Origin of the sequence: Pseudomonas sp. Marseille-Q0931 (assembly GCF_940789645.1) — a bacterium.
In the GTDB taxonomy this organism is placed as follows: Bacteria; Pseudomonadota; Gammaproteobacteria; order Pseudomonadales; family Pseudomonadaceae; genus Aquipseudomonas.
Genome location: NZ_CALNWT010000006.1, coordinates 56,424 through 77,992, shown reverse-complemented (window position 1 = coordinate 77,992; position 21,569 = coordinate 56,424). Strand labels below are relative to the sequence as shown.

General features: G+C 63.5%; 15 protein-coding genes. 6 read left to right on the top strand and 9 right to left on the bottom strand.

Annotation, left to right across the window (positions count from 1 at the left end; all coding sequences use genetic code 11):
• Nucleotides 1-14: 14 nt before the first annotated feature.
• From pepN to P3C50_RS12420, 5 genes are all read left to right on the top strand, one after another.
• Nucleotides 15-2,672, top strand: coding sequence for an aminopeptidase N (gene pepN / locus P3C50_RS12440; RefSeq protein WP_275546246.1), 2,658 nt, complete (start codon nt 15-17; stop codon nt 2,670-2,672).
• Between the two features lie 473 nt (nt 2,673-3,145).
• Nucleotides 3,146-5,116: a DUF1302 domain-containing protein gene (locus P3C50_RS12435; RefSeq protein ID WP_275546245.1), complete on the top strand. Its 1,971-nt coding sequence runs from the start codon at nt 3,146-3,148 to the stop codon at nt 5,114-5,116.
• A gap of 68 nt (nt 5,117-5,184) precedes the next feature.
• A complete protein-coding gene (locus tag P3C50_RS12430) occupies nt 5,185-6,555 on the top strand; it encodes a DUF1329 domain-containing protein (RefSeq protein WP_275546244.1) in 1,371 nt (456 codons plus the stop codon).
• A 207-nt stretch (nt 6,556-6,762) separates the two neighbouring features.
• A complete protein-coding gene (locus tag P3C50_RS12425) occupies nt 6,763-7,842 on the top strand; it encodes a WD40/YVTN/BNR-like repeat-containing protein (RefSeq protein WP_275546268.1) in 1,080 nt (359 codons plus the stop codon).
• Between the two features lie 18 nt (nt 7,843-7,860).
• Entirely contained in the window at nt 7,861-10,215 is a 2,355-nt protein-coding gene (locus tag P3C50_RS12420; protein WP_275546243.1) for an efflux RND transporter permease subunit, read from the top strand.
• A gap of 522 nt (nt 10,216-10,737) precedes the next feature.
• Here P3C50_RS12420 and P3C50_RS12415 read toward each other — a convergent pair.
• The 9 genes from P3C50_RS12415 to P3C50_RS12375 form a co-directional block, all read right to left on the bottom strand.
• Nucleotides 10,738-12,378, bottom strand: coding sequence for a BatD family protein (locus P3C50_RS12415; protein ID WP_275546242.1), 1,641 nt, complete (start codon nt 12,376-12,378; stop codon nt 10,738-10,740).
• Nucleotides 12,375-14,135 (bottom strand): VWA domain-containing protein, encoded by a 1,761-nt coding sequence (locus P3C50_RS12410; protein WP_275546241.1) that lies wholly within the window; start codon nt 14,133-14,135, stop codon nt 12,375-12,377. Before P3C50_RS12410 ends, P3C50_RS12415 begins: the two co-directional genes overlap by 4 nt.
• A complete protein-coding gene (locus P3C50_RS12405) occupies nt 14,132-15,136 on the bottom strand; it encodes a vWA domain-containing protein (RefSeq protein WP_275546240.1) in 1,005 nt (334 codons plus the stop codon). The genes P3C50_RS12410 and P3C50_RS12405 overlap by 4 nt, the downstream gene beginning before the upstream one ends.
• Nucleotides 15,129-15,623 (bottom strand): DUF4381 domain-containing protein, encoded by a 495-nt coding sequence (locus P3C50_RS12400; protein WP_275546239.1) that lies wholly within the window; start codon nt 15,621-15,623, stop codon nt 15,129-15,131. Before P3C50_RS12400 ends, P3C50_RS12405 begins: the two co-directional genes overlap by 8 nt.
• A complete protein-coding gene (locus tag P3C50_RS12395; RefSeq protein ID WP_275546238.1) occupies nt 15,620-16,567 on the bottom strand; it encodes a DUF58 domain-containing protein in 948 nt (315 codons plus the stop codon). Before P3C50_RS12395 ends, P3C50_RS12400 begins: the two co-directional genes overlap by 4 nt.
• A gap of 98 nt (nt 16,568-16,665) precedes the next feature.
• On the bottom strand, nt 16,666-17,625 hold the full coding sequence (locus P3C50_RS12390) for an AAA family ATPase (RefSeq protein WP_275546237.1): 960 nt from the start codon (nt 17,623-17,625) through the stop codon (nt 16,666-16,668).
• A gap of 185 nt (nt 17,626-17,810) precedes the next feature.
• Nucleotides 17,811-18,740 (bottom strand): biotin-dependent carboxyltransferase family protein, encoded by a 930-nt coding sequence (locus P3C50_RS12385; RefSeq protein ID WP_275546236.1) that lies wholly within the window; start codon nt 18,738-18,740, stop codon nt 17,811-17,813.
• Nucleotides 18,737-19,450, bottom strand: coding sequence for a 5-oxoprolinase subunit B family protein (locus P3C50_RS12380; protein WP_275546235.1), 714 nt, complete (start codon nt 19,448-19,450; stop codon nt 18,737-18,739). The genes P3C50_RS12385 and P3C50_RS12380 overlap by 4 nt, the downstream gene beginning before the upstream one ends.
• On the bottom strand, nt 19,447-20,199 hold the full coding sequence (locus P3C50_RS12375) for a 5-oxoprolinase subunit PxpA (protein WP_275546234.1): 753 nt from the start codon (nt 20,197-20,199) through the stop codon (nt 19,447-19,449). The genes P3C50_RS12380 and P3C50_RS12375 overlap by 4 nt, the downstream gene beginning before the upstream one ends.
• 389 nt (nt 20,200-20,588) lie before the next feature.
• Between P3C50_RS12375 and P3C50_RS12370 the strand changes: the two genes are divergently transcribed.
• Complete coding sequence (locus tag P3C50_RS12370; RefSeq protein WP_275546233.1) at nt 20,589-21,530, top strand: TRAP transporter substrate-binding protein; 942 nt, start codon at nt 20,589-20,591, stop codon at nt 21,528-21,530.
• The last annotated feature ends 39 nt before the right edge of the window (nt 21,531-21,569 follow it).

The window sequence follows — 21,569 nt, the reverse complement described above, 5'->3', positions numbered from 1 at the left end:
AGAGGCCAAGAGCCATGCGCACCGAACAATCCAAGACTATTTACCTGAAGGACTATCAGGTTCCCGATTACCTGATCGACGAGACCCACCTGACCTTCGAGCTGTTCGAGGATCACAGTCTGGTGCACGCGCAGCTCGTCATGCGCCGCAATCCCGAGGCGGGTGCCGGCCTGCCCAGGCTGGTGCTCGATGGCCAGCAGCTTGAGCTGTTGCATCTCAAGCTGGATGACCGCGAACTGGGCGCGGCCGATTACACCCTGACCGACAGCCACCTGACCCTGCAGCCGACCCAGGAGCGCTTCGTGGTCGACAGCAGCGTGCGCATCCACCCGGAGAGCAACACCGCGCTGGAAGGCCTGTACAAGTCCGGCAAGATGTTCTGCACCCAGTGCGAGGCCGAGGGGTTCCGCAAGATCACCTTCTACCTCGACCGCCCGGACGTGATGAGCACATTCACCACCACGGTCAGCGCCGAGCAGCATGCCTACCCGGTGCTCTTGTCCAACGGCAACCCGATTGCCAGTGGCAGCGAAGAGGGCGGCCGGCACTGGGCAACCTGGGAAGACCCGTTCAAGAAGCCGGCCTACCTGTTCGCCCTGGTCGCCGGTGACCTCTGGTGTGTGGAAGACAGCTTCACCACCATGAGCAAGCGTGAAGTGGCGCTGCGTATCTACGTCGAGCCGGAGAACATCGACAAGGTGCAGCACGCCATGGACAGCCTCAAGCGCTCGATGAAGTGGGACGAGGAGGTCTACGGCCGCGAGTACGACCTGGACATCTTCATGATCGTTGCGGTCAACGACTTCAACATGGGCGCCATGGAGAACAAGGGCCTCAACATCTTCAATTCCAGTTGCGTGCTGGCCAAGGCCGAGACGGCCACTGACGCCGCCCATCAGCGCGTCGAGGCGGTGGTGGCGCACGAGTACTTCCACAACTGGTCGGGCAACCGCGTGACCTGCCGCGACTGGTTCCAGTTGTCGCTCAAGGAAGGCTTCACCGTATTCCGCGACAGCGAGTTCTCCGCCGATACCCACTCGCGCACCGTCAAACGCATCGAAGACGTGGCCTACCTGCGTACCCACCAGTTCGCCGAGGACGCCGGCCCCATGGCCCACCCGGTGCGCCCGGATGCGTACATGGAAATCTCCAACTTCTACACCCTGACCATCTACGAGAAGGGTTCGGAAGTGCTGCGCATGATCCACACCCTGCTCGGCCCGGAACTGTTCCGCAAGGGCTCGGACCTGTACTTCGAGCGTCACGACGGCCAGGCCGTGACCTGCGACGATTTCGTCAAGGCCATGGAGGATGCCAGCGGTATCGACCTGACCCAGTTCAAGCGCTGGTACACCCAGGCCGGCACGCCGCGTCTGGAGGTCAGTGAGGCTTATGACGCCGCCGCGCAGACCTACAGCCTGACCTTCCGCCAGAGCTGCCCGGCTACGCCGGGGCAGAGCGAGAAGTTGCCGTTCGTGATTCCAGTTGCGCTTGGCCTGCTCGATGCCCAAGGCGTTGAGCTACCGCTGCGTCTGCAGGGCGAAAGCGCCGCGCAGGGCACCAGCCGCGTATTGTCGGTGACTGAAGCCGAGCAGACCTTCACCTTTGGGGGCATTGTCGAGAAGCCGCTGCCGTCGCTGCTGCGTGGCTTCAGCGCGCCGGTCAAGCTGAGCTTCCCCTACAGCCGTGATCAGCTGATGTTCCTCATGCAGCACGACAGCGATGGATTCAATCGTTGGGAAGCGGGGCAGCAGCTTTCTGTGCAGGTACTGCAGGAACTGATTGGCCAGCACCAGCGTGGCGAAGCCCTGGTGCTGGATCAGCGCCTGGTCACCGCGCTGCGTACCCTGCTTGAAGACGAGTCGCTGGATCAGGCCATGGTCGCCGAGATGCTCTCGCTGCCGGGCGAGGCCTACCTGACCGAGATCAGCGAGGTCGCAGATGTCGAGGCCATCCACGCCGCGCGCGAATTCGCCCGCAAGGAGCTGGCTTCCGCGCTGTTCGCCCCGCTGTGGGCGCGCTACCAAGCCAATCGTGAAGTCTCCAAGGCCACCCCTTACGTGGCCGAGGCCGCGCACTTCGCTCGCCGCAGCCTGCAGAACATCGCGTTGTCCTATCTGATGCTCAGCGAGAAGCCCGAGGTGCTGGCGGCCTGCGTCGACCAGTTCGACAGCGCCGACAACATGACCGAGCGCCTGGCGGCGCTGGCGGTGCTGGTCAACTCCCCGTTCGAGGTTGAGCGCAGCCAAGCGCTGGCGTCCTTCGCCGAGTTCTTCAAGGACAACGCGCTGGTCATGGATCAGTGGTTCAGCGTGCAGGCTGGTTGCCCGCTGCCGGGTGGTCTGGAGCGTGTGCATGCACTGATGCAGCACGAAGCCTTCACCCTGAAGAACCCGAACAAGGTGCGTGCCCTGATCGGTGCCTTCGCTAACCAGAACCTGATCAACTTTCACCGCGCGGACGGGGCGGGCTACCGCTTTCTTGCCGACCAGGTCATCACCCTAAATGCCCTTAACCCGCAGATCGCTTCGCGCCTGCTGGCGCCGCTGACCCGTTGGCGCAAATACGGTGCGGTGCGGCAGGCACTGATGAAGGCCGAACTGGAGCGCATCCTTGCCTCCGGTGAGCTGTCCAGCGATGTCTATGAAGTGGTGAGTAAAAGCCTGGCGTAAGACGGTTTTGGCTTTACAGGAAGTGTTACCGGCCTATGGCTGGTAACACTTTTTTGTTACCCAACGAAATATGCGGGCCGCTGGTTATGTGTTTGTACACTTAAATTCGAGTGTCGGTGCTTGACAATGAGACGTTATTTTTAGCCGCTAACCCATGCATAGCAGGGGGGGATTGGCATAAAGCGTCGGATCGTAGGACAAAGTGCGCCACTTTTTCTCGTCTTTTGGTCAGTGACTGATCAGTCACGAAAAGAAACCACCCAGCGGCTCTCCCACGGCTGTTTGCGCTGATACAACTGTTTGAATTGGCACCATGGTTGCAGTACTGAGCAGGACTTGACCGCGTGCAAGCTCTCGCTGGTCGTTGGAACATGTCGCTACAAAATAAAAACACAAGCCGTCGTCAGTACGGCAATTCGCGACCCGGCTACGGGATCGCCTAAAAGAATGATCTGTCCACGGAGTGAGTCTCGATGGAAATTAAGTCCCGCAAGCCCGTTCTACGTTTTGCCCCGGCCAAGGCCGGCTTTGCGTTCGCTGGCGTTCTGCCGTTGCTGGTCGCCGCCCAGGCTCATGCGGTGGAGTTCAGCTTCGCCGATAACGAAATCACCGGCTCCCTCGATACCACCATCTCCTACGGTCAACTGTGGCGCGTACAAGGCCAGGACAAGACCAACAACGATATCAACATCAACGACGGCAACCGTAATTTCGATACCGGCCTGGTTTCCGAAGTGTTCAAAATTACCTCGGATCTCGAGGCGTCTTACCGTAACTACGGCGTCTTTATCCGTGGTACTGCGTTCTATGACACCCAGATCATGGATAAGCGCAACGACTACTATGACGCCAACACGCCGGCTCAGCCCAGCCAAAGCTATCCGCGGGATAACAGCTTCACTCGCGAAACCCGCCACAAGGCAGGTCGCGATGCGCAGATTCTTGACGCCTACGTCTATGGCAACTGGGACGTGGCCAACATGCCTGTCTCTGGTCGTTTCGGTAAGCAGGTATTCAACTGGGGTGAAGGTTTGTACTACCGTGGTGGGGTGAACACCACCAACCCGGTCGATGCTGCCAAGTTCCGCCTTCCAGGCTCCGAAGTGAAAGAAGTATTGGTGCCGGTCGAGGCTTTGAGCTTCAACATCGGTTTGACCGATAACTTGTCGATGGAAGCGTTCTACCAGTTCAACTGGAAAGAGTCTGCTATCGATCCGGTCGGTACCTATTTCTCGGAGACCGACTTGTTCGCTGATGGCGGCCATACCGCTTATAACGAAAGTGGTGCGCTAGCTGGGGCCCTGACACCGAACCCGCTGCTCGGTGGTCTTTCGCTTTATCAAGCCTCCGTATTGAACCCTGCTTATGGGCTGAATGGGAGTTCATTTGCCACGTCTGACGCTTTCAAGGTCGCCTCTATCAAGAGCGACCTTAACGCCAAGAATGATGGGCAATTTGGCGTTGCATTCCGCTATATCGCCGAAGAGCTCAACTCGACAGAGTTTGGCTTCTACTTCGTGAATTACCACGCGAAAGAGCCATCCATCTATGCTCAGCTCGATGACTCTTACGCTGGGCTAACGCCTGTACAGTTTGGTGCGCTGGTCGGTAGCACTCCGGTACAAGGGGCGGCCGGCGGTGATGCTGCACTTGCGCAGCAAATTGCCGGTGGCTTGGTCTCGGTTGACGTAGCTAATCAGATCCAGGCAAGCCGTCAGTACGCTGAAGACATTCGAATGATGGGTCTGAGCTTCAACACCACCGTGGGCAATGCGTCGGTATTCGGCGAATTTTCCTATCGTCCCAACCTGCCAATCGGTATCGCGACTACCAACGACCTTCTTGGGCAGGTACTTGAGCAAGCACCGCAGATCGCTCTGGGACAGCAGGTTCAGGTCGGTGGCCAAACGGTAAGTTTGGGCAACCGTCGTTTGAGCAACTACGAGCGCGTAGAAGCGTTCAATACCTCCTTGGGCACCATCTATAACTTCGGCCCGAGGCTCGGATTCGACTCCTTGTTTGGTGTGGCGGAGCTCGGCTCCGAACACATTCGCGGCAGCAGCCTCAAGTACACGGACTTCCAGGGGAACGTGCGTTATTACTCTGGTCGTGCAAATGGATCCTACATCTCCGGCTACGATCGCGACGATCAGATCAACAAGAACGCCTATGGCTACACTCTGGTGCTCTCCGGCACCTGGAACGACGTTTACGCCGGCGTAAATCTGTCGCCCTTCGCCGTGTTCAAGCACGACTTCGAAGGCAACTCGCACCAGACCGGCAACTTCATCGAAGGTCGTAAGGCGTACACCGTCGGTATGCGCGCTAGCTACCTGAACAGCCTGGAAGCCGAGATTCAGTACACCGAGTTCTATGGCGCTGGCCAGAACAACGTTGCGCGTGATCGCGACAACATCGGTCTGAACGTCAAGTACTCCTTCTAATAACCAAAATCGGAAAGAACGCCGGGCGCTTGCGGGCGCCCGTCACGACTCTTCATGGAGAATTACCCATGCTGAACAAGCACAGGCTGATGGCCGTAGCCGTTGCGCTGGCATTTTCCGCCAGCTCCGCGCTGGCTGCCGTTTCCCCGCAGGAAGCCGCCAAGCTCGGCGATACCCTGACCCCCTTCGGCGCCGAAAAAGCCGGCAACGCTGCCGGCACCATTCCGGCCTGGACCGGCGGCATCACCCAGGCGCCGGCTGGCTACACCCGTTCGGGCCAGCACCACGTCAACCCGTTCCCGGAAGACAAGCCGCTGTTCACCATCACCGCGGCCAACCTGAGCCAGTACGAGGCCAACCTGACTCCGGGTCAGATCGCCATGTTCAAGGCCTATCCGGAAACCTATCAGATGCCGGTGTACCAGACCCGCCGCTCCGGCTCCGCGCCGCAGTGGGTCTATGACAACACCATCAAGAACGCCACCAGCGCCAAGCTGGCCGATGGCGGCAACGGTTTCACCAACGCCTATGGCGGTATTCCGTTCCCGATTCCGCAGAGCGGCGTCGAAGCTCTGTGGAACCACATCGCCCGCTACCGCGGCACCTACATCGTGCGTCGCGCCTCGGAAGTGGCGGTGCAGCGCAACGGCTCCTACTCGCTGGTCACCTCGCAGCAGGAAGCGCTGTTCAAGTACTACCTGCAGAACGGCTCCTTCGCCGACCTGAACAACATCATGTTCTATTACCTGTCGTTCACCACCAGCCCGGCTCGTCTGGCCGGTGGCGCGACCCTGGTTCACGAGACCCTGGATCAGGTCAAGGAGCCGCGTCAGGCCTGGGGCTACAACGCCGGCCAACGCCGCGTGCGTCGTGCGCCGAACCTGGCTTACGACACGCCGATCGCTGCTGCTGACGGCCTGCGTACCGCCGATGACACCGACATGTTCAACGGTGCTCCGGATCGCTACGACTGGAAGCTGGTGGGCAAGAAGGAAATCTACATCCCGTACAACAACTACCAGGTCACCAGCCCTGACGTTAAGTACAAGGATCTGCTGCAGGTCGGTCACCTCAACCCGGCACTGACCCGCAACGAGCTGCACCGCGTATGGGTGGTCGAAGGCACGCTGAAGTCCGGCGCCCGCCACATCTACTCCAAGCGCACTCTGTTCCTCGACGAGGACAGCTGGCAGGCCGCGGTAGTGGATCAGTACGACGGCCGTGGTGAGCTGTGGCGCGTTTCCATCGCCTATCTGAAGAACTACTACGACCTGCCGACCACCTGGTCCGCACTCGATGTGTTCCACGACCTGCAGGCGCGTCGTTACCACGTGCAGAATCTGGACAACGAAGAGAACAACACCATCGACTTCACCCAGGCGGTTCCAGACGACGGTTATTTCAAACCGGCTGCCCTGCGTCGCCGCGGCACTCGATAATAGTTGTGTAGCTTCAAGCGAAGGCCGCTACAGTAGTAGCGGCCTTTTCGTATCAATATGGCGAATAGGCTTCTATCACGCGGGTTCGGCCTTAACAAAACATAACGTCGCGCCAATTGTCAGGGCTTTCCGAAGCTCGCTAGGATGGGCGGGATCAGTAGTACCGCCTATAACAAGAAAGGGGGAAGGTATATGAGTGAGCCCGTCATGCGGCGCACCCAGTCCGGTCTGGCGCCCAATCCGGTGCGCAAGTCGGCGCTCCGTGTCCATTCGCCGCTGGCTAAAGCGCTCTCGCTGTGCAGTGTGCTTTCCGTTCTGGCTTTCGGCGCCGCGCCCTTGCAGGCCGAGACCACGGCTGCAACTGACGCCGGCTTCGCCATCGAGTCGCCCAAAGCCGTGCACAGTCTGCTGCTCGATGTCGCCAACACCGGCGAACGCCTGGTAGCCGTTGGTGACCGTGGCCACATTCTTTACTCCAACGACCAGGGGCAAAGCTGGCAGCAGGCCAAGGTGCCGACCCGGCAGATGCTGACCTCCCTGTTCTTCGTCGATGCCAAGCATGGCTGGGTGGTCGGCCACGATTCGCAGATTCTCGCCACGACCGATGGCGGGCTGACCTGGACCAGCCAGTTCGAAGACCTCGAGCGCGAAGCGCCGCTGCTGGATATCTGGTTCAAGGACCTGCAGACCGGTTATGCCGTAGGAGCCTACGGCGCGCTGCTGGAAACCACCGACGGTGGCCAGAACTGGGAAGACGTCAGCGACCGTCTCGACAACGAAGACGCCTATCACCTCAACGCCATCACCGCGGTGAAGGGCGCCGGGCTGTTCGTTGTCGGCGAGCTGGGTGGCATGTTCCGTTCGCGCGACTGGGGCGAAACCTGGGAGACCGTCGAAGACAAACCCTACGAGGGCTCGCTGTTCGGCGCGCTGGGCACCGACGAAGCCGGCACGCTGCTGGTTTACGGCCTGCGCGGCCACCTGTTCCGCTCCACCGATTTCGGTGACAGCTGGCAGCAGATCTCCCTCAACACACCGAACAATGGTCCGCTGGAATTCGGTCTCGCCGATGGCACGCTGCTCGGCGATGGTAGCGTCGCGGTGGTGGGGCATGGCGGTACGGTGCTGCGCAGCACGGATCACGGCCAGACGTTCAGCCTGATCAATCGTCCCGACCGCCTTTCGCTGGCCGGGGTAACTGCACTGGATAACGGCAACCTGATCCTGGTGGGGCAGGGCGGCGTTCACCTCGCCGCTTCGACCGGCGCCGATCTGGGCCAACAATAACAAGCCGGGAGCCTTTGCATGACCAAGCATCAACAACAGCCCGCGTCCTTCCTCGAGCGGCTGATTTTCAACAATCGCCCGGCGGTGATCCTGATCTGCCTGCTGATCAGCATCTTCCTGTTCTATCAGGCTGCGCAGGTACGCCCGCAGACCAGCTTCGAGAAGATGATCCCGCTGGGCCATCCGTACATCCAGAAGATGCTCGAACACCGTAACGACCTGGCCAACCTGGGCAACACGGTGCGTATCTCGGTGGAAGCCACCGATGGCGACATTTTCAGCAAGGATTACATGGAAACGCTGCGGCAGATCCATGACGAGGCCTTCTACATCCCCGGCGTCGACCGCTCCGGTCTGAAGTCGTTGTGGAGCCCCAGCGTGCGCTGGACCGAAGTGACCGAGGAAGGCTTCGCCGGTGGCGAGGTGATCCCGCAGACCTACGACGGTTCCACCGACAGCCTCGAGGATCTGCGTAGCAACATCCTCAAGTCCGGGCAGATCGGTCGTCTGGTGGCGAATAACTTCAAGTCCACCATCGTCGATATCCCGCTGCTGGAGTCCTATCCGGACCCGAACGACCAGAGCAAGCTGATCAAACTGGACTATCAGAAGTTCTCCCACGAGCTGGAAGAGAAGATTCGCGACAAGTACGAAGCGCAGAATCCCAATGTCCAGGTGCACATCATCGGCTTCGCCAAGAAGGTCGGTGACCTGATCGACGGCCTGGTGGGCGTGGCACTGTTCTTCGCCGTGGCCATCGGCATCACCTTCGTGCTGCTGCTGTGGTTCACCCATTGCTTCAAGAGCACCCTGGCAGTGGTCATCACCACGCTGATCGCGGTGATCTGGCAGCTGGGCCTGCTGCATACCCTGGGCTTCGGCCTCGACCCCTACTCGATGCTGGTGCCGTTCCTGGTATTTGCCATCGGTATTTCCCACGGTGTGCAGAAGATCAACGGCATCGCCATGGCGTCCGGCGAGGCGACTGACGCCTTGTCTGCTGCGCGCATGGCGTTCCGTCAGCTGTTCATTCCCGGGCTGGTGGCGCTGCTGTCCGATGCGGTCGGCTTCGTGACCCTGCTGCTGATCGATATCGGCGTGATTCGCGAACTGGCCATCGGCGCGTCGATGGGCGTTGCGGTGATCATCCTGACCAACCTGATCCTGCTGCCGGTGATGATTTCCTACATCGGTATCAGCCAGAAGGCGGTTAAGATCAGCCGCGAAGAGGCTGCCAAGGACCACCCGTTCTGGCGTGCCATTTCCAATTGCGCCCATCCGATGGTCGCGCCCATTTCCGTCGTGGTTGCCGTGGTGGCGCTGGCTTGCGGTGTCTGGTACGGGCAGAACCTGAAGATCGGCGACCTCGATCAGGGTGCGCCGGAACTGCACCCGGACTCGCGTTACAACCTGGATAACGACTTCGTCATCCGCAACTACTCGACCAGCTCCGACGTGCTGGTGGTGATGATCAAGACGCCCACCGAGGGCTGCTCCACCTACGAAGCGCTGTCCGCCATGGATGAGCTGATGTGGAAGATGGAGAACACCGCAGGCGTGCAGTCGGCCATCTCCATGGTCACCGTGTCCAAGCAGGTGATCAAGGGCATGAACGAGGGCAACCTGAAATGGGAAACCCTGTCGCGCAACCAGGACGTGCTGAACAACTCCATCGCCCGTGCTGAAGGCCTGTACAACGCAGACTGCTCGGTTGCGCCGGTGCTGATCTTCCTTGAGGACCACAAGGCCGAAACCCTGTCGCGCGCCGTGGCCGCTGCCGAAGAGTTCGCCGCGCAGCACAGCACCGACGAGCTGCAGGTGGTACTGGCAGCGGGTAACGCCGGTATCGAGGCTGCCACCAACGAGGTGATCGCGGCGTCCGAGACCACCATGCTGATCGCGGTCTACGCGGCGGTGAGCATCATGTGCCTGCTGACCTTCCGTTCGCTGGCGGCGACCCTCTGCGTGATCCTGCCGCTGGTGCTGACTTCGGTGCTGGGCAACGCGCTGATGGCCTTCATGGGCATCGGCGTGAAGGTCGCCACCCTGCCGGTGATCGCCCTGGGTGTGGGGATCGGTGTCGACTACGGCATCTACATCTACAGCCGTCTGGAGACCTACCTGCGTCAGGGCATGCCGCTGCAGGAAGCCTACTACGAGACCCTGAAGTCCACCGGTAAGGCGGTGCTGTTCACCGGCGTCTGCCTGGCCATCGGCGTGGCGACCTGGATCTTCTCGGCGATCAAGTTCCAGGCCGACATGGGCCTGATGCTGACCTTCATGTTCCTGTGGAACATGATCGGCGCAATCTGGCTGCTGCCGGCACTGGCCCGCTTCCTGATCAACCCAGAGAAGCTGCGCGCCAAGGAGTGATGCCTGTGGCGTAGAACGAAAACCGCGGCCCTCGGGCCGCGGTTTTTGTTTTAAGGCTTTGCAGTGACAAGACGGTCTCGCTCAAAGGCTGCATAGCCTGCCCGAGCCAACTGGTAGCCCGGATGAAACCCGGGCCTTCGCCGGCAATTATGCCGACAAGGCCAGGGTCAGGCTGCGTGAGTGAGTTCACGGCTATCGACCAGGCGAATGCTCGATTGCCGGCCAGGGCGCCTCCCTGAGGGGCACAGCACCGTGATCGATCGTTCCCACGCTCTGCGTGGAGGTGCAGCCCAGGACGCTTCGCGTCCGCTACGGTCTGTATGACATCCCGTGCTGCCAAGCACGACGCGCAGCGTGCCAAAAACAGGTGCCCACGCAGAGCGTGGTTACTATCTCCATAGATCCATGCGGCCTACTACGTACCTGTAGGAGCGGATTTATCCGCGATCCTTGCCAGCCCATACGAGTCACTCGCACCGGCAAGCGCTTGAAACAATCGACAAGACTGCACGCGCTTACCCGCTAGCGCGGGTACAGCGGCGGCAGTGCACTGTTGTCCTGCGGCGCAGCGCTTGGTTCCTGCGTGGCAGGCAGGTTGCGAATCGCTTTCCACAGCTCCTCGCCTTGCCACTTCTGGCCCGTTTCGCTGTACAGCGCGCCATTGAGGCCGTCCAGTGCGTCCGACAGCGGCACGTAGCGCGCCGCCATGTCGGCGAGCGTCTCCGGTTGCTGTCGCGCCCAGGCATCGAGGGCATGGCGGGTCGCCTGGGCGTCGCCAGCCTGACAGGCACGCTTGAGGTCGTCGAGCAGCGTGCGCGGGCTCGGGCCGGCCTGCGCTGCGCGCTGGATCGCCGGTTGCCGGCGCGCGTGCCACCACAGGCCGAAGCCGAGCAGGGTGGTCAGGCCCAGCAGGGCGCAGGCCAGTTGCCAGGGCCAGAGTTCCGGCCCCTCGATCACCTGCGTCGTCACCATCGGCGTGTTGGGTTGCTCGTCGTTCTGCAACTGCGGGTTCTCCGCAACCTGCAGGGTACGGGCAGAAAGTGTGGTGCGTTCCAGCGTGTCGGTCTGGGTGTTCCACCACAACACTTCCAGCGGTGGCAGGTCGAAACTGCCGGCACGGCTGGGCACCAGCGCTTCGCGTTCTTCGCGGGTGCCGATGATGCCGTTCTCGCTTTTCTGATCGTCTATCTGCGGCTGATCCGGATAACGCCGCAGGCCGTCGACCTGCGTCGCTGGCAGCGGCGGCAGCTGGGCGCTGGACAGGCCGTCGACCTTGAGGATCAGGCGGCGGGTCAGCGAGTCGCCGACCTGGCTCTGCTCTGGCTGCGGGTTCCAGGTTTCCGCCAGGCCCAGGGCCCGCGCCGGTAGCCAGGGCGCGTCGGCGGGATAGTCGGCGGGCTTGGGTTTGACCTGCAGGGGGATGTCCGGCGATTTGACCCGCGTGACCTTGCCGGAGCGCGGCCCGAAGGGCAGGAAGTCATTATTGCGCGAGCGGTCGACCAGCGTGGCGCTGAAGGTCTGCCCGGGGATCAGCAGTTGGCCACTGCGTTGTGGATAGATGGCGTACTGCAGTTCGATCACGCCGTGCAGCACGCCACCGATGCTCTTCTCGTAGGTGCGCGGCTCGCCCAGTTGTTCGGCGCGTGCGTCCTCGATGCGCAGAGGCGTCAGGTTGCTGTCGTCATACATCGAAACCGAGTGATAGATGCGCAGGGTCAGCACCGCCTGAGCCTGTACGTAGACGTTTGGCTGATCGAGGCTGGCATCGATGAACACCGGCGCCAGCTTGTCGCCATCGCCAGCGCTGACGGCCTCCTCGACATTCAGCGTGATGGGCAGGGTTTCGGCATCCTCCAGGCGAATCGCCGGGATGATCACCTCGCCGCTGTGGCGCGGTTGCAGGGTGAGGATCCAGCGGGTGCTGGCACGTGGCGTATCGCCAATGCTGCTCAGGCGGTTGACCTGGCGGCTGCCGAGTACCTCGAAATCCTTGTCCAGCGGGCTCAGGTCGGGGCGACCGAAGCGGGTCGGGTCGGTGGACTCCAGCGTCAGCACCACGGTCTCGCCTTCGCTCAGGCGGGCGCGATCGACGCTGGCGAAAAAGCCTTCGGCACAAGCCTGCCCGGCGAGCAGTAGAAGAAGCAGGGAGAGCAGATGCTTCATCGGTTGGAGTCCTGACGCTGTTGCTGTTCATACCAGAATTTGCGCCGCAGCAGCTCGGCCGGGTCGTCCGGGATTTGCCGCAGCCATTGTTCCAGCGCTTGTCGACGTTCGGCCGCGGTGCCCAGGTCGATTTCCGCCCGGGGTTGCGCAACGGGCTCGGCGGCGTCCAGGGTTTCATTGTCGTTGCCTGGCTGGGCGTCGTCTTCGCCGGCACCGTTAGCGCTGCCCGGCGTTTCGCTGCTTTCACTGTTCTCGCCGATGCTGCCCGCTTGGGCCGGCTGCGCGGTAGCGCCCTCGGCGGGCTGGCCGGCCGAAGATTCATTCGCCTGCAGCTGCTCGTCGGCAGGCTCCTGTTGCTCGTCCGCATCGCCATTGCCGCTCTGCTGCTGATTGTCGCGTTGGCGCAGGGCTTCTTCCACCAGTGCCTTATTGTACTGCGCGGCGGCCAGCTCCGGCTGGCGCTCCAGCGCCTGCTCGTAGGCATCCAGCGCTGCCTCCAGCTCGCCGGCCTTGGCCAGGGCGTTTCCGCGGTTGTAATGGTCGGCAGCGCTGTCGCCCTTGGCGAAACGCTCTGCAGCGGCTGAGTAATCTGCAGCCTCGTAGAGCGCCTTGCCTTGCCACTGTGGATCGACGAAGCGTTGCGCGGCCTCGGCCGGACGTTGAGCCTGCAGCAGGCGCTGGCCCTGTTGATCGGGACGCAGCCAGAGGTCGTCGGACTCGAAAGCCTGGCTGCTTTGCGGTGGCAGCATCAGCAACAGCGGCAGGCAGAACAGCCAGCCGCGGCGCCCGGCGCAGGCGGCCAGCAACAGCAGCGGCAGCAATAGCCAGTAGCCCTGGTCGATACGGCTGTCGAGCCGTGTCGGCTCCCCGGCGGCGCGCATGGCCTGCGGGCCGTCGAGTAGGCCCAGGCGGCGTAGGTCTTCGTCGTCCAGGCGGATCGGCGCATAGCGGCCACCATGAGCCTCGGCGGCTTCCCGCAGGCCACGTGCATCGAGGCGCGGGATCAGGATGGCGCCGCGCGAGTCCTTGAGAAAGCTGCCGTCCTCCTGCATCACCGGAGCGCCTTCACGGCTGCCCACGCCGAGCACCAGCAGCGGTACCGAGCGCTTTGCCAGCGTTTGCTGAATGCTGCTGCGTTCCTCGTCATCCAGGGCGCTGGTGATCAGCAGCAGGCGACCCTGACCCAGTTGTGCCTGGTCGAGCAGTTGCAGTGCGCGCACCACTGCAAGGTCGGCGCGACGGCCCGGCTCGGGCATCAGCGAGGGTTTCAGCGCCTCGAGCAGGTTGCGGCTGGTGGCCAGGTCATCGGACAACGGCACCAGGCTGTGCGCACTGCCGGCATAGACGATGATCGCCGTCTGCGCATCGCGGCGCGCCTCGAGCAGATCGAGCAGCTTGCGCCGGGTCTGTTCCAGGCGATTGGGGCGGCCGTCGGTGGCGAGCATTTGCGGGGTCAGTTCGAGCAGAATCACCAACGGATCGGCGGGCTTCTGGTTGCTTTGCTCGACGCGCTGCCAGCTGGGGCCGAGCAGCGCCAGCACCGCCAGCAGCCAGGCCAGGCCGAGTGCCAGCCAGGGCAATTTGCTGGAGCGACCACTGCCGCCCTTGAGCAGCGCCTGATGGAACGCCGCCGGCAACAACAGTTGCCAGCGCCCGCTCTGGCGCTCGCGATGCCACAGGCGCCAGAGCAACCAGGCCAGCACGGGTACGGCCAGCAGCCACAATGGGCGCAGCCATTCCGGCCAGAGCATGCTCATGTCCGTCTCCTTAGCCGCAGCAGCAAGTCAGGCCAGAGCACCTGGCCGACCAGCAGCAGCGAGCCCAGCAGCGCCAGCGTCAGTGGCCAGGCGTAAAGCGCCTGGGCAGGGCGGGCGAGGGTGGGTTGCTGGGCGACCGGCTCGAGGCGGTCGAGGGTCAGCTCGATCTGCTGCAGCTCGGCCTGATTGCGTGCGCGGAAATACTCGCCGCCGGTGGTGTCGCTGATCGCACGCAGGCTGGTCTCATCCAGGTCCAGCGCGCTGAAGCCGAAGCTGCCGTACGCGCCGCTTTGTTGTGGATCGGCGCCGATGCCGATGGTGTAGATGCGCACACCTTCATCGGCGGCGAGTTGCGCGGCGACCAGCGGATCGATTTCGCCGCCGTTGTTCGCGCCGTCGGTGATCAGCACCAGCACCCGGCTTTGCGCCGGACGTTGGCGCAGGCGCTTGACTGCCAGGCCGATGGCGTCGCCGATGGCGGTGTTCTTGCCGGCGATGCCGATCAGGGCCTCGTCCAGCCAGGTGCGCACCGTATGACGGTCGAAGGTCAGCGGTGCTTGCAGATAGGCCTGGCTGCCAAACAGGATCAGGCCGACGCGGTCCCCACGGCGACCTTCGATAAAGTCGCCGAGCAAGCGTTTGACCAGATCCAGGCGGCTGATCGGCTCGTCGTCCCACTGCATGTCGGCGTAATCCATGGAGCCGGAGACATCGACCGCGAGCAGCAAATCACGGCCGCTGGCTGGCAGCGGCAGCGGCTCGCCGACCCATTGCGGCCGCGCCGCGGCGCACAACAGCAGGCACCAGAGCAGCACCAGCGGCGCTTGCTGGCGCCAACTGGGCAAGGCCGCACGGGCGCGGCGACCGCTGAGTGCCTGCAGTTCGTCCAAAAAACCGACCCGCAGCGCCGCATCACCACTGTCGGCTGCGGGCAGCAGCAGACGCAGCAGCCAGGGCAGTGGCGCGAGCAGAAAGACCCAGGGCCAGGCGAACTCAAACATGCTTGCGAATCCAGGTGGCGACGGCCTGATCGAGTTCTACGATGGCTTTGTCGCTCAGCGTGCATTGCGGCCTGTAGCTGCCGTCGACGAGGATCATCCAGCGGGTGAGGCCGGCAGCCGGGCAGCGGTTGTCGAGAAACGCCAGCCAGGCGCGGCTGCTCAGGGTGTGGCTGGCGCTGTCCGGGTAGCGTTCGCGGCACAGGCGCTTGAGCAGGGCATTGAGCTGCTGCAGCCAGGGGCCGGCAGGTGCTCCGTCGTAGGGTTTGCGCAAGCTGGCCAGCTCGTCGAGTGCCGCCTGGCGCAGTGGCTCTAGCGCCTGCTGTGTCGTCATCTTGGGCGGACGACGTCGCCAGTTGCGCAGCGCGCGCCAGAGTCCCCAGACCAGCAGCGGCAGCAGCACGGCAAGCAACCACCAGCCCGGCGCAGGCGGCCACCAGGGCACTGGCGGCGGGTCGATCAGCGGTTGCAACTGGTCGATGGGGTTCATAGGGATCTTCTCGGATGCAGGCTGCTGAGCTGTTCCTGCAACTGCTCGACCAATTCGAACTGTGTGCTCAGCGGTAGCAGCGGCACGCCGAGCTTCTGCGACAAGCGCTGCCAGCGCGCCTCGCGAGCTTGGGACTGAGCCCGATAAGCCTGGCGCAGGTCGCCGTTATGACTGTCGAGTTCCAGCTGCGCGCCGTTTTGGGTGAAGCGCAGTAAACCTGCGGCTGGCAGAGCATGATCGAGCGGGTCGGACAACGGCAGCAGCAACAGATCGGTGTGGCGGGCGAGCAGCGTCAGCTGCTGTTCGGCGTTGTCGCTCAAGGCACGCTCATCGCACAGTACGATCACCAGGCTGCCCGGGCGCAGCACTTCGCGGGCGCGACGCAGGGCCAGGCCGAAGTTGTCGCGGCTCGTACTTGCCTGGCTCTCTGGCCCCAGCGCCTGGTTGGCGCGGGCCAGCAGGTTGAGCAGTTGCAGCAGGCTCTGCTTGCTGCGCCGCGGTTTGACCTCGTGATGCTCGTTGTCGGCGAATACCAGACCGCCGATGCGGTCGTTGTGGCCCAGTGCGGCCCAGCCGATCAGCGCCGCGGCGCGTGCGGCCAGCACCGACTTGAAGCACAGGCCGGAGCCGAAGAACAGGCGTTGGCTCTGCTCGCTGATGATGAAGATGGGGCGCTCGCGCTCCTCATGGAACAGCTTGGTGTGCGGCTCCTGGGTGCGCGCGGTGACGCGCCAGTCGATGGTGCGCACGTCGTCGCCCGGTTGGTAGACGCGCACTTGGTCGAAGTCCACGCCGCGCCCACGCAGCTTGGAGTGATGCAGGCCGGTCAGCGGGCTGCGCCGCGCCGGAGTGGAGAACAGCGGCACTTCATGCACCTTGTGGCGCATGTCGATGAGCTCGCCGAGGACGATATGGATGCCGGGTGTCGGGGTTGAGCTGGACATGCTTCAGTCCGTAGCCCGGATGCAAACCGGGGAAGACACGCGAGCGGTCCCGGATTGCATCCGGGCTACGCAAGACAAGCGCGGAGCGCGCGGCTGCATCAAGCCACCGCCACCACGTCGAGGATGCGCTGGATCACGCGATCCTGGTCGACGCCCGAGGCTTCGGCTTCGAAGGACAGGATGACGCGGTGGCGCAGCACGTCGAACAGCACCGCCTGGATGTCCTCGGGGCTGACGAAGTCGCGTCCGGCCAGCCAGGCATGGGCGCGTGCGCAGCGGTCGAGGGCGATGGAACCGCGCGGGCTGGCGCCATAGGCGATCCAGTCGGCCAGCTCGGCGTCGAACTTGGCCGGGGTGCGGCTGGCCATCACCAGTTGCACCAGGTACTCCTCCACCGCATCGGCCATGTACAGGCCGAGAATTTCCTTACGTGCGGCGAACACCGCCTGCTGGCTGACCCGGTGCTCGGGTTTGGCCTCGCCATTGAGCGCATCGCCACGGGCCTGGGCGAGAATCTTGCGCTCCACGGCCGCATCGGGAAAACCGATCTTCACGTGCATCAGGAAGCGGTCGAGCTGGGCCTCGGGCAGCGGGTAGGTGCCTTCCTGCTCGATGGGGTTCTGCGTGGCCATGACCAGAAACAGCGGCGACAGGTCGTAGGTCGAGCGGCCGACCGAAACCTGGCGCTCGGCCATGGCTTCGAGCAGCGCCGACTGCACCTTGGCCGGGGCACGGTTGATCTCGTCGGCCAGCACCAGGTTGTGGAAGATCGGACCCTGCTGGAACACGAAGCTCCCGGTTTCCGGACGGTAGATCTCGGTGCCGGTGATGTCCGCAGGCAGCAGGTCCGGGGTGAACTGGATGCGATGGAACTCGCCTTCGATGCCTTCGGCCAGCTCCTTGATCGCCTTGGTCTTGGCCAGGCCGGGGGCGCCTTCGACCAGCAGGTGGCCGTCGGCGAGCAGGGCGATCAGCAGGCGCTCGATGAGCTTGTCCTGGCCGAGAATCTGGGTAGAGAGAAATTGGCGTAACGCGACCAGCGCTTCACGGTGTTCCATCGTCGGGCTCTTCTGGCGGATGAGCGGGCTTTCGAAGCCGCGCGTGCAGACCGCCGACTTTAATGCATTTGCCGCTTCAGCCGCTATCTGCCGCGCGGGTCATGAACGCTCTGGCAACAGAAATGCGAGGCAGGTCGCCAGCGCTGAAATGCCCCGCCGTCGTCCATGGCGGGGCAGGCCCGACCTTATTGCCACTGCGCCAGTAACCGGCGCTGGGCAAGCTGTGCATTGTCCTGCGTGGTGGGCGTCAGGTGCAGCGTCTGGCCCGGTAGGCATTGAGCCAGCCGCGCCACGGCCTGCGGCGTCAGTGCGCCCAGGCGCGGGTAGCCGCCAATGGTCTGGCGGTCGTTGAGCAGGATGATGGGCTGGCCATCCGGCGGCACCTGCACTGCGCCCAAAGGGATGCCCTCGGAAATCATCGAGCCACGCTGGCACTGCAGCTGCGGACCGTTGAGACGGATACCCATGCGGTCGGCTCGCTGGTCGATCAGCCACTCGCTGTTGAAGGCATCGAACAGGCTCTGCCCGCGAAAATCGCCGATCTGTGCGCCCAGCACCAGCTGCAGGCGGGGCGTGGTCTGGTACTCGGGAATGAACTCGGCGGGCATCTGCCGCGTTGCATCGGCATTGCCACCCCAGCCCAGAGCATCGCCGACAGCAATGGCGCGGCCATCGCCGTGCAGACCCCCCAGGCCTTCACGCAGCATGCTCGCGCAACTGCCAAGCACCACTGGCGCCTGGAATCCACCCGGCGCAGCCAGGTAGGCACGCGCGCCCTGGCGCGGCTGGGCGAAGCTCAGGCGCTGGCCCTTGCGCACCTCGAAGCTGCGCCAGGGAGATAGCGGCTGATCGTCCAGCCGTGCGCCAAGGTCGGCGCCGGTCAGCGCCAGGGTCGCGTCACGGCTGCATTCGAACTCGGCATTGCCCAGGGTGATCTCCACCACAGCGGCAGTCAGCGGGTTACCCAGCAGCCAGTTGGCCCAGCGATGGGCGATCCAGTCCAGGGCGCCGCACTGGGTCACACCAAGATGACGCACACCGAAGCGGCCACCATCCTGCAGTTGAATGAAAGGGCTGCTGCGCAATACGCGCAGGCCGGCATCGATAGCACTCATTGGCTGGCCTCCAGCGGGCTATCGTCGCCGCCGAGGCGGATGAATTCGGCGCGGTCGATGGGCACGAAGCGCACCCGGTCACCCGGTTGCAGCAGGCTGTAGCCTTCGATATCGCTGCCGAACAGGCGGCAGGGCGTGCGGCCGATCAGGTTCCAGCCGCCGGGCGATACCACCGGGTACGCGGCCGTCTGCCGTTCGGCGATGCCGACGCTGCCGGCGGCGATGCGCTTGCGCGGCGTGCTCAGGCGTGGCGCGGCGAGGATGTCCTCGACCAGGCCCATGAAGGCGAAGCCGGGGGCGAAGCCCAGGGCGAATACCTGATAGGCATGGCCGCTGTGTCGGGCGATCACTTCGGCTTCGCTCAGCCCGCTGCGGCGCGCCAGCAGTTGCAGCTCCGGGCCGACGCTGCGGTCGTACCAGGTGGGCAACTGGTGCTCGCGACCGCCGTGCAGATCGGCAGGCTGCAAGTCATATAGCGCCCCGGCGATCTTCGCTCGCGCCTGCTCGCTGTCTAGCTGGCACAGGTCGTACTGCAGCAGCAGCGTGGTGTAGGAGGGCACCAGGTCGATCAGCGCGTTGCCGAACGCCTCCTGCAGGCGTGCACGCGCGGCCAGCATCCACGGCATGTTGGCTTCATCGATATGGTCGAACAGGCGCAGGATCAGGCTGTCGATGCCGGCGACCTCCAGCCGTGCGTTGGGCGACCTCATGCCTGTGCCAGGCCGTCGAAGGCCTGCCGGATACGTTGCACGGCGGCGACCGAGCTGGCGTTGTCGCCATGCACGCACAAGGTCTGCGCGTTCAGGTGCAGTGCGCTGCCGTCGCTGGCCTGCAGAGCCTCGCCACGTGCCAGGGTGACCGCCTGGCTGACGATCACTTCGCTGTCGTGATGCACGGCCCCCGGCAGGCTGCGGCTGACCAGAAAACCTGCGGCATCGTAAGCGCGGTCGGCGAAGGCTTCGAACCACAGGGTCAGGCCGAATTCGTCGCCCAGCGCCTGCGCCGCGCTGTTATCGCGGGTGCACATCAGCATCAGCGGCAGCTGGCGGTTGTATTTCGCGACTGCACTCATCACCGCGCGCAGGGTGGCGGGCTTGCGCATCATGTCCTGGTACAGCGCGCCGTGTGGCTTGACGTAGCTGACAACGGTGCCCTGGCTGCGGCAGAGGCCTTCCAGCGCGCCGATCTGGTAGAGCATCAGGTCTTCGACTTCCTGCGGTGTGCAGTCCATCGAACGGCGGCCGAAACCGACCAGGTCCTGATAGGCCGTGTGCGCACCGATGCGTACGTCGTGAGCCACGGCCAGGGCCACGGTCTTGCGCATCACGCTGGGGTCGGAGGCGTGGAAGCCGCAGGCGATGTTGGCGCAGTCGATATAGGGCATGACCTCGGCGTCCAGGCCCATGGTCCAGGCGCCGAAGCTTTCACCGATGTCGCAATTCAAAAGCAGGCTGTTCAAGTGAGCATCCTAATCATGAGGTGCATGGATAGGGTCCGACAGCTTTGAGCTGTTCTGGCAGTGGCTTCATTTTTCCGACGCCGCCTGGGGGCGTCCAACTAATAAAAACATCCGCCGGAGATAGGAAAAGCTGATGGTGTCGGGCATCGGATTTTCCGATCGCCAGGCGCCGGTTTTTCCCGTTGGACAGTGGCGGCCGTCGCGCTCGACAGTGAATTGGGTGAACGCTCCCTGGCGCCGTTCTGGCGCACCCCCGGTGTGTCCCGCACCCGGGGGCTTTTGCGTTCCTTTCGAGTCGACTCAGTACCTGGCCACCAGTCTACGGGGGAATCCCAGTGAAGACCGCACCCTGTCTGTCCGCGTTCTGCGCGTTGCTTGTCGCTTTACCCATGGCTTTACCCGTTTACGGCAGCGAACGCTGGTCGATGTCGGTGGAGCAGCCAGCCGGCAATTTCATCAGTCGCGTGGCGGTGGAGTTTGCCAGGAATGTTCGCCAGGCGACCAACGGCCAGCTGAACATTCGCGTTCACCCCAACTCCACGCTGTACCGCCGCCCTGAGGTGAAGGCAGCGGTGACCCGTGGTGATATTCAGCTTGGCGACGTGTTCATGTCTGCGCTGGGCAATGAGGATCCGATTTTCGAGCTGGACAGCCTGCCGTTTCTCGCCAGCGACTACGAGCAGGCCCGCAAGCTCTGGGCGGTAAGCCGTGAGGCGGTGGAGCGGCGCCTGCTGGCCGATGGCGTGCGCCTGGTTTACGCCGTGCCGTGGCCGGCACAGAGCCTGTTCAGCAATCGCCCGCTGCAGGCCGTCGAGGATGTTCGCGACCTGCGCTTTCGCAGCTACAACCCGACCATCTCGCGCCTGGCCCATTTGCTCCATGCCCAGCCGACGACCATCAACACCGAGGATGTGCCGCAGGCGTTTCGCGATGGCCTGGTGGATATCATGCTGACCTCCAGCGCCACGGGCATGGACCTGCGCGCCTGGGACTTCGTCTCGCACTTCTACGACGTGCGCGCCTTCATCCCGAAGAACATCGTCATCGTCAACGAGCGTGCCTTCCAGCGTCTACCCGAGGCACAGCGTCGCGCATTGCTGCATGCCGGTGAGCGTGCCGAGCGGGCAGGGTGGGAATTGTCCTGGGCATTGACCGGCTATCAGACGCGGATGCTCGCCAGGCGCGGCATGACCGTGGTGCAGGACATCGACCCGCAACTGCGTCGGGAGTTGACTGAGGTTGGGCAGCAGATCACCGAGGAATGGTTGGCGCGTGCCGGCGAGGAACACGCGCAGATCATCGCGGCGTATCTCGATGAGCAGCCACGCTAGTCATGTAAACATGAATGCCCGGCCGGCGGTATACCGGCC

Bases quoted from the DNA above. Each gene is read 5' to 3' on its own strand.
- P3C50_RS12415 (WP_275546242.1), bottom strand. From the start codon at position 12,378: ATGAAGCATCTGCTCTCCCTGCTTCTTCTACTGCTCGCCGGGCAGGCT.
- P3C50_RS12400 (WP_275546239.1), bottom strand. From the start codon at position 15,623: ATGAACCCCATCGACCAGTTGCAACCGCTGATCGACCCGCCGCCAGTG.
- pepN (WP_275546246.1), top strand. From the start codon at position 15: ATGCGCACCGAACAATCCAAGACTATTTACCTGAAGGACTATCAGGTT.
- P3C50_RS12380 (WP_275546235.1), bottom strand. From the start codon at position 19,450: ATGAGGTCGCCCAACGCACGGCTGGAGGTCGCCGGCATCGACAGCCTG.
- P3C50_RS12395 (WP_275546238.1), bottom strand. From the start codon at position 16,567: ATGTCCAGCTCAACCCCGACACCCGGCATCCATATCGTCCTCGGCGAG.
- P3C50_RS12385 (WP_275546236.1), bottom strand. From the start codon at position 18,740: ATGAGTGCTATCGATGCCGGCCTGCGCGTATTGCGCAGCAGCCCTTTC.
- P3C50_RS12410 (WP_275546241.1), bottom strand. From the start codon at position 14,135: ATGAGCATGCTCTGGCCGGAATGGCTGCGCCCATTGTGGCTGCTGGCC.
- P3C50_RS12430 (WP_275546244.1), top strand. From the start codon at position 5,185: ATGCTGAACAAGCACAGGCTGATGGCCGTAGCCGTTGCGCTGGCATTT.
- P3C50_RS12390 (WP_275546237.1), bottom strand. From the start codon at position 17,625: ATGGAACACCGTGAAGCGCTGGTCGCGTTACGCCAATTTCTCTCTACC.
- P3C50_RS12370 (WP_275546233.1), top strand. From the start codon at position 20,589: ATGGCTTTACCCGTTTACGGCAGCGAACGCTGGTCGATGTCGGTGGAG.
- P3C50_RS12420 (WP_275546243.1), top strand. From the start codon at position 7,861: ATGACCAAGCATCAACAACAGCCCGCGTCCTTCCTCGAGCGGCTGATT.
- P3C50_RS12405 (WP_275546240.1), bottom strand. From the start codon at position 15,136: ATGTTTGAGTTCGCCTGGCCCTGGGTCTTTCTGCTCGCGCCACTGCCC.
- P3C50_RS12425 (WP_275546268.1), top strand. From the start codon at position 6,763: ATGCGGCGCACCCAGTCCGGTCTGGCGCCCAATCCGGTGCGCAAGTCG.
- P3C50_RS12435 (WP_275546245.1), top strand. From the start codon at position 3,146: ATGGAAATTAAGTCCCGCAAGCCCGTTCTACGTTTTGCCCCGGCCAAG.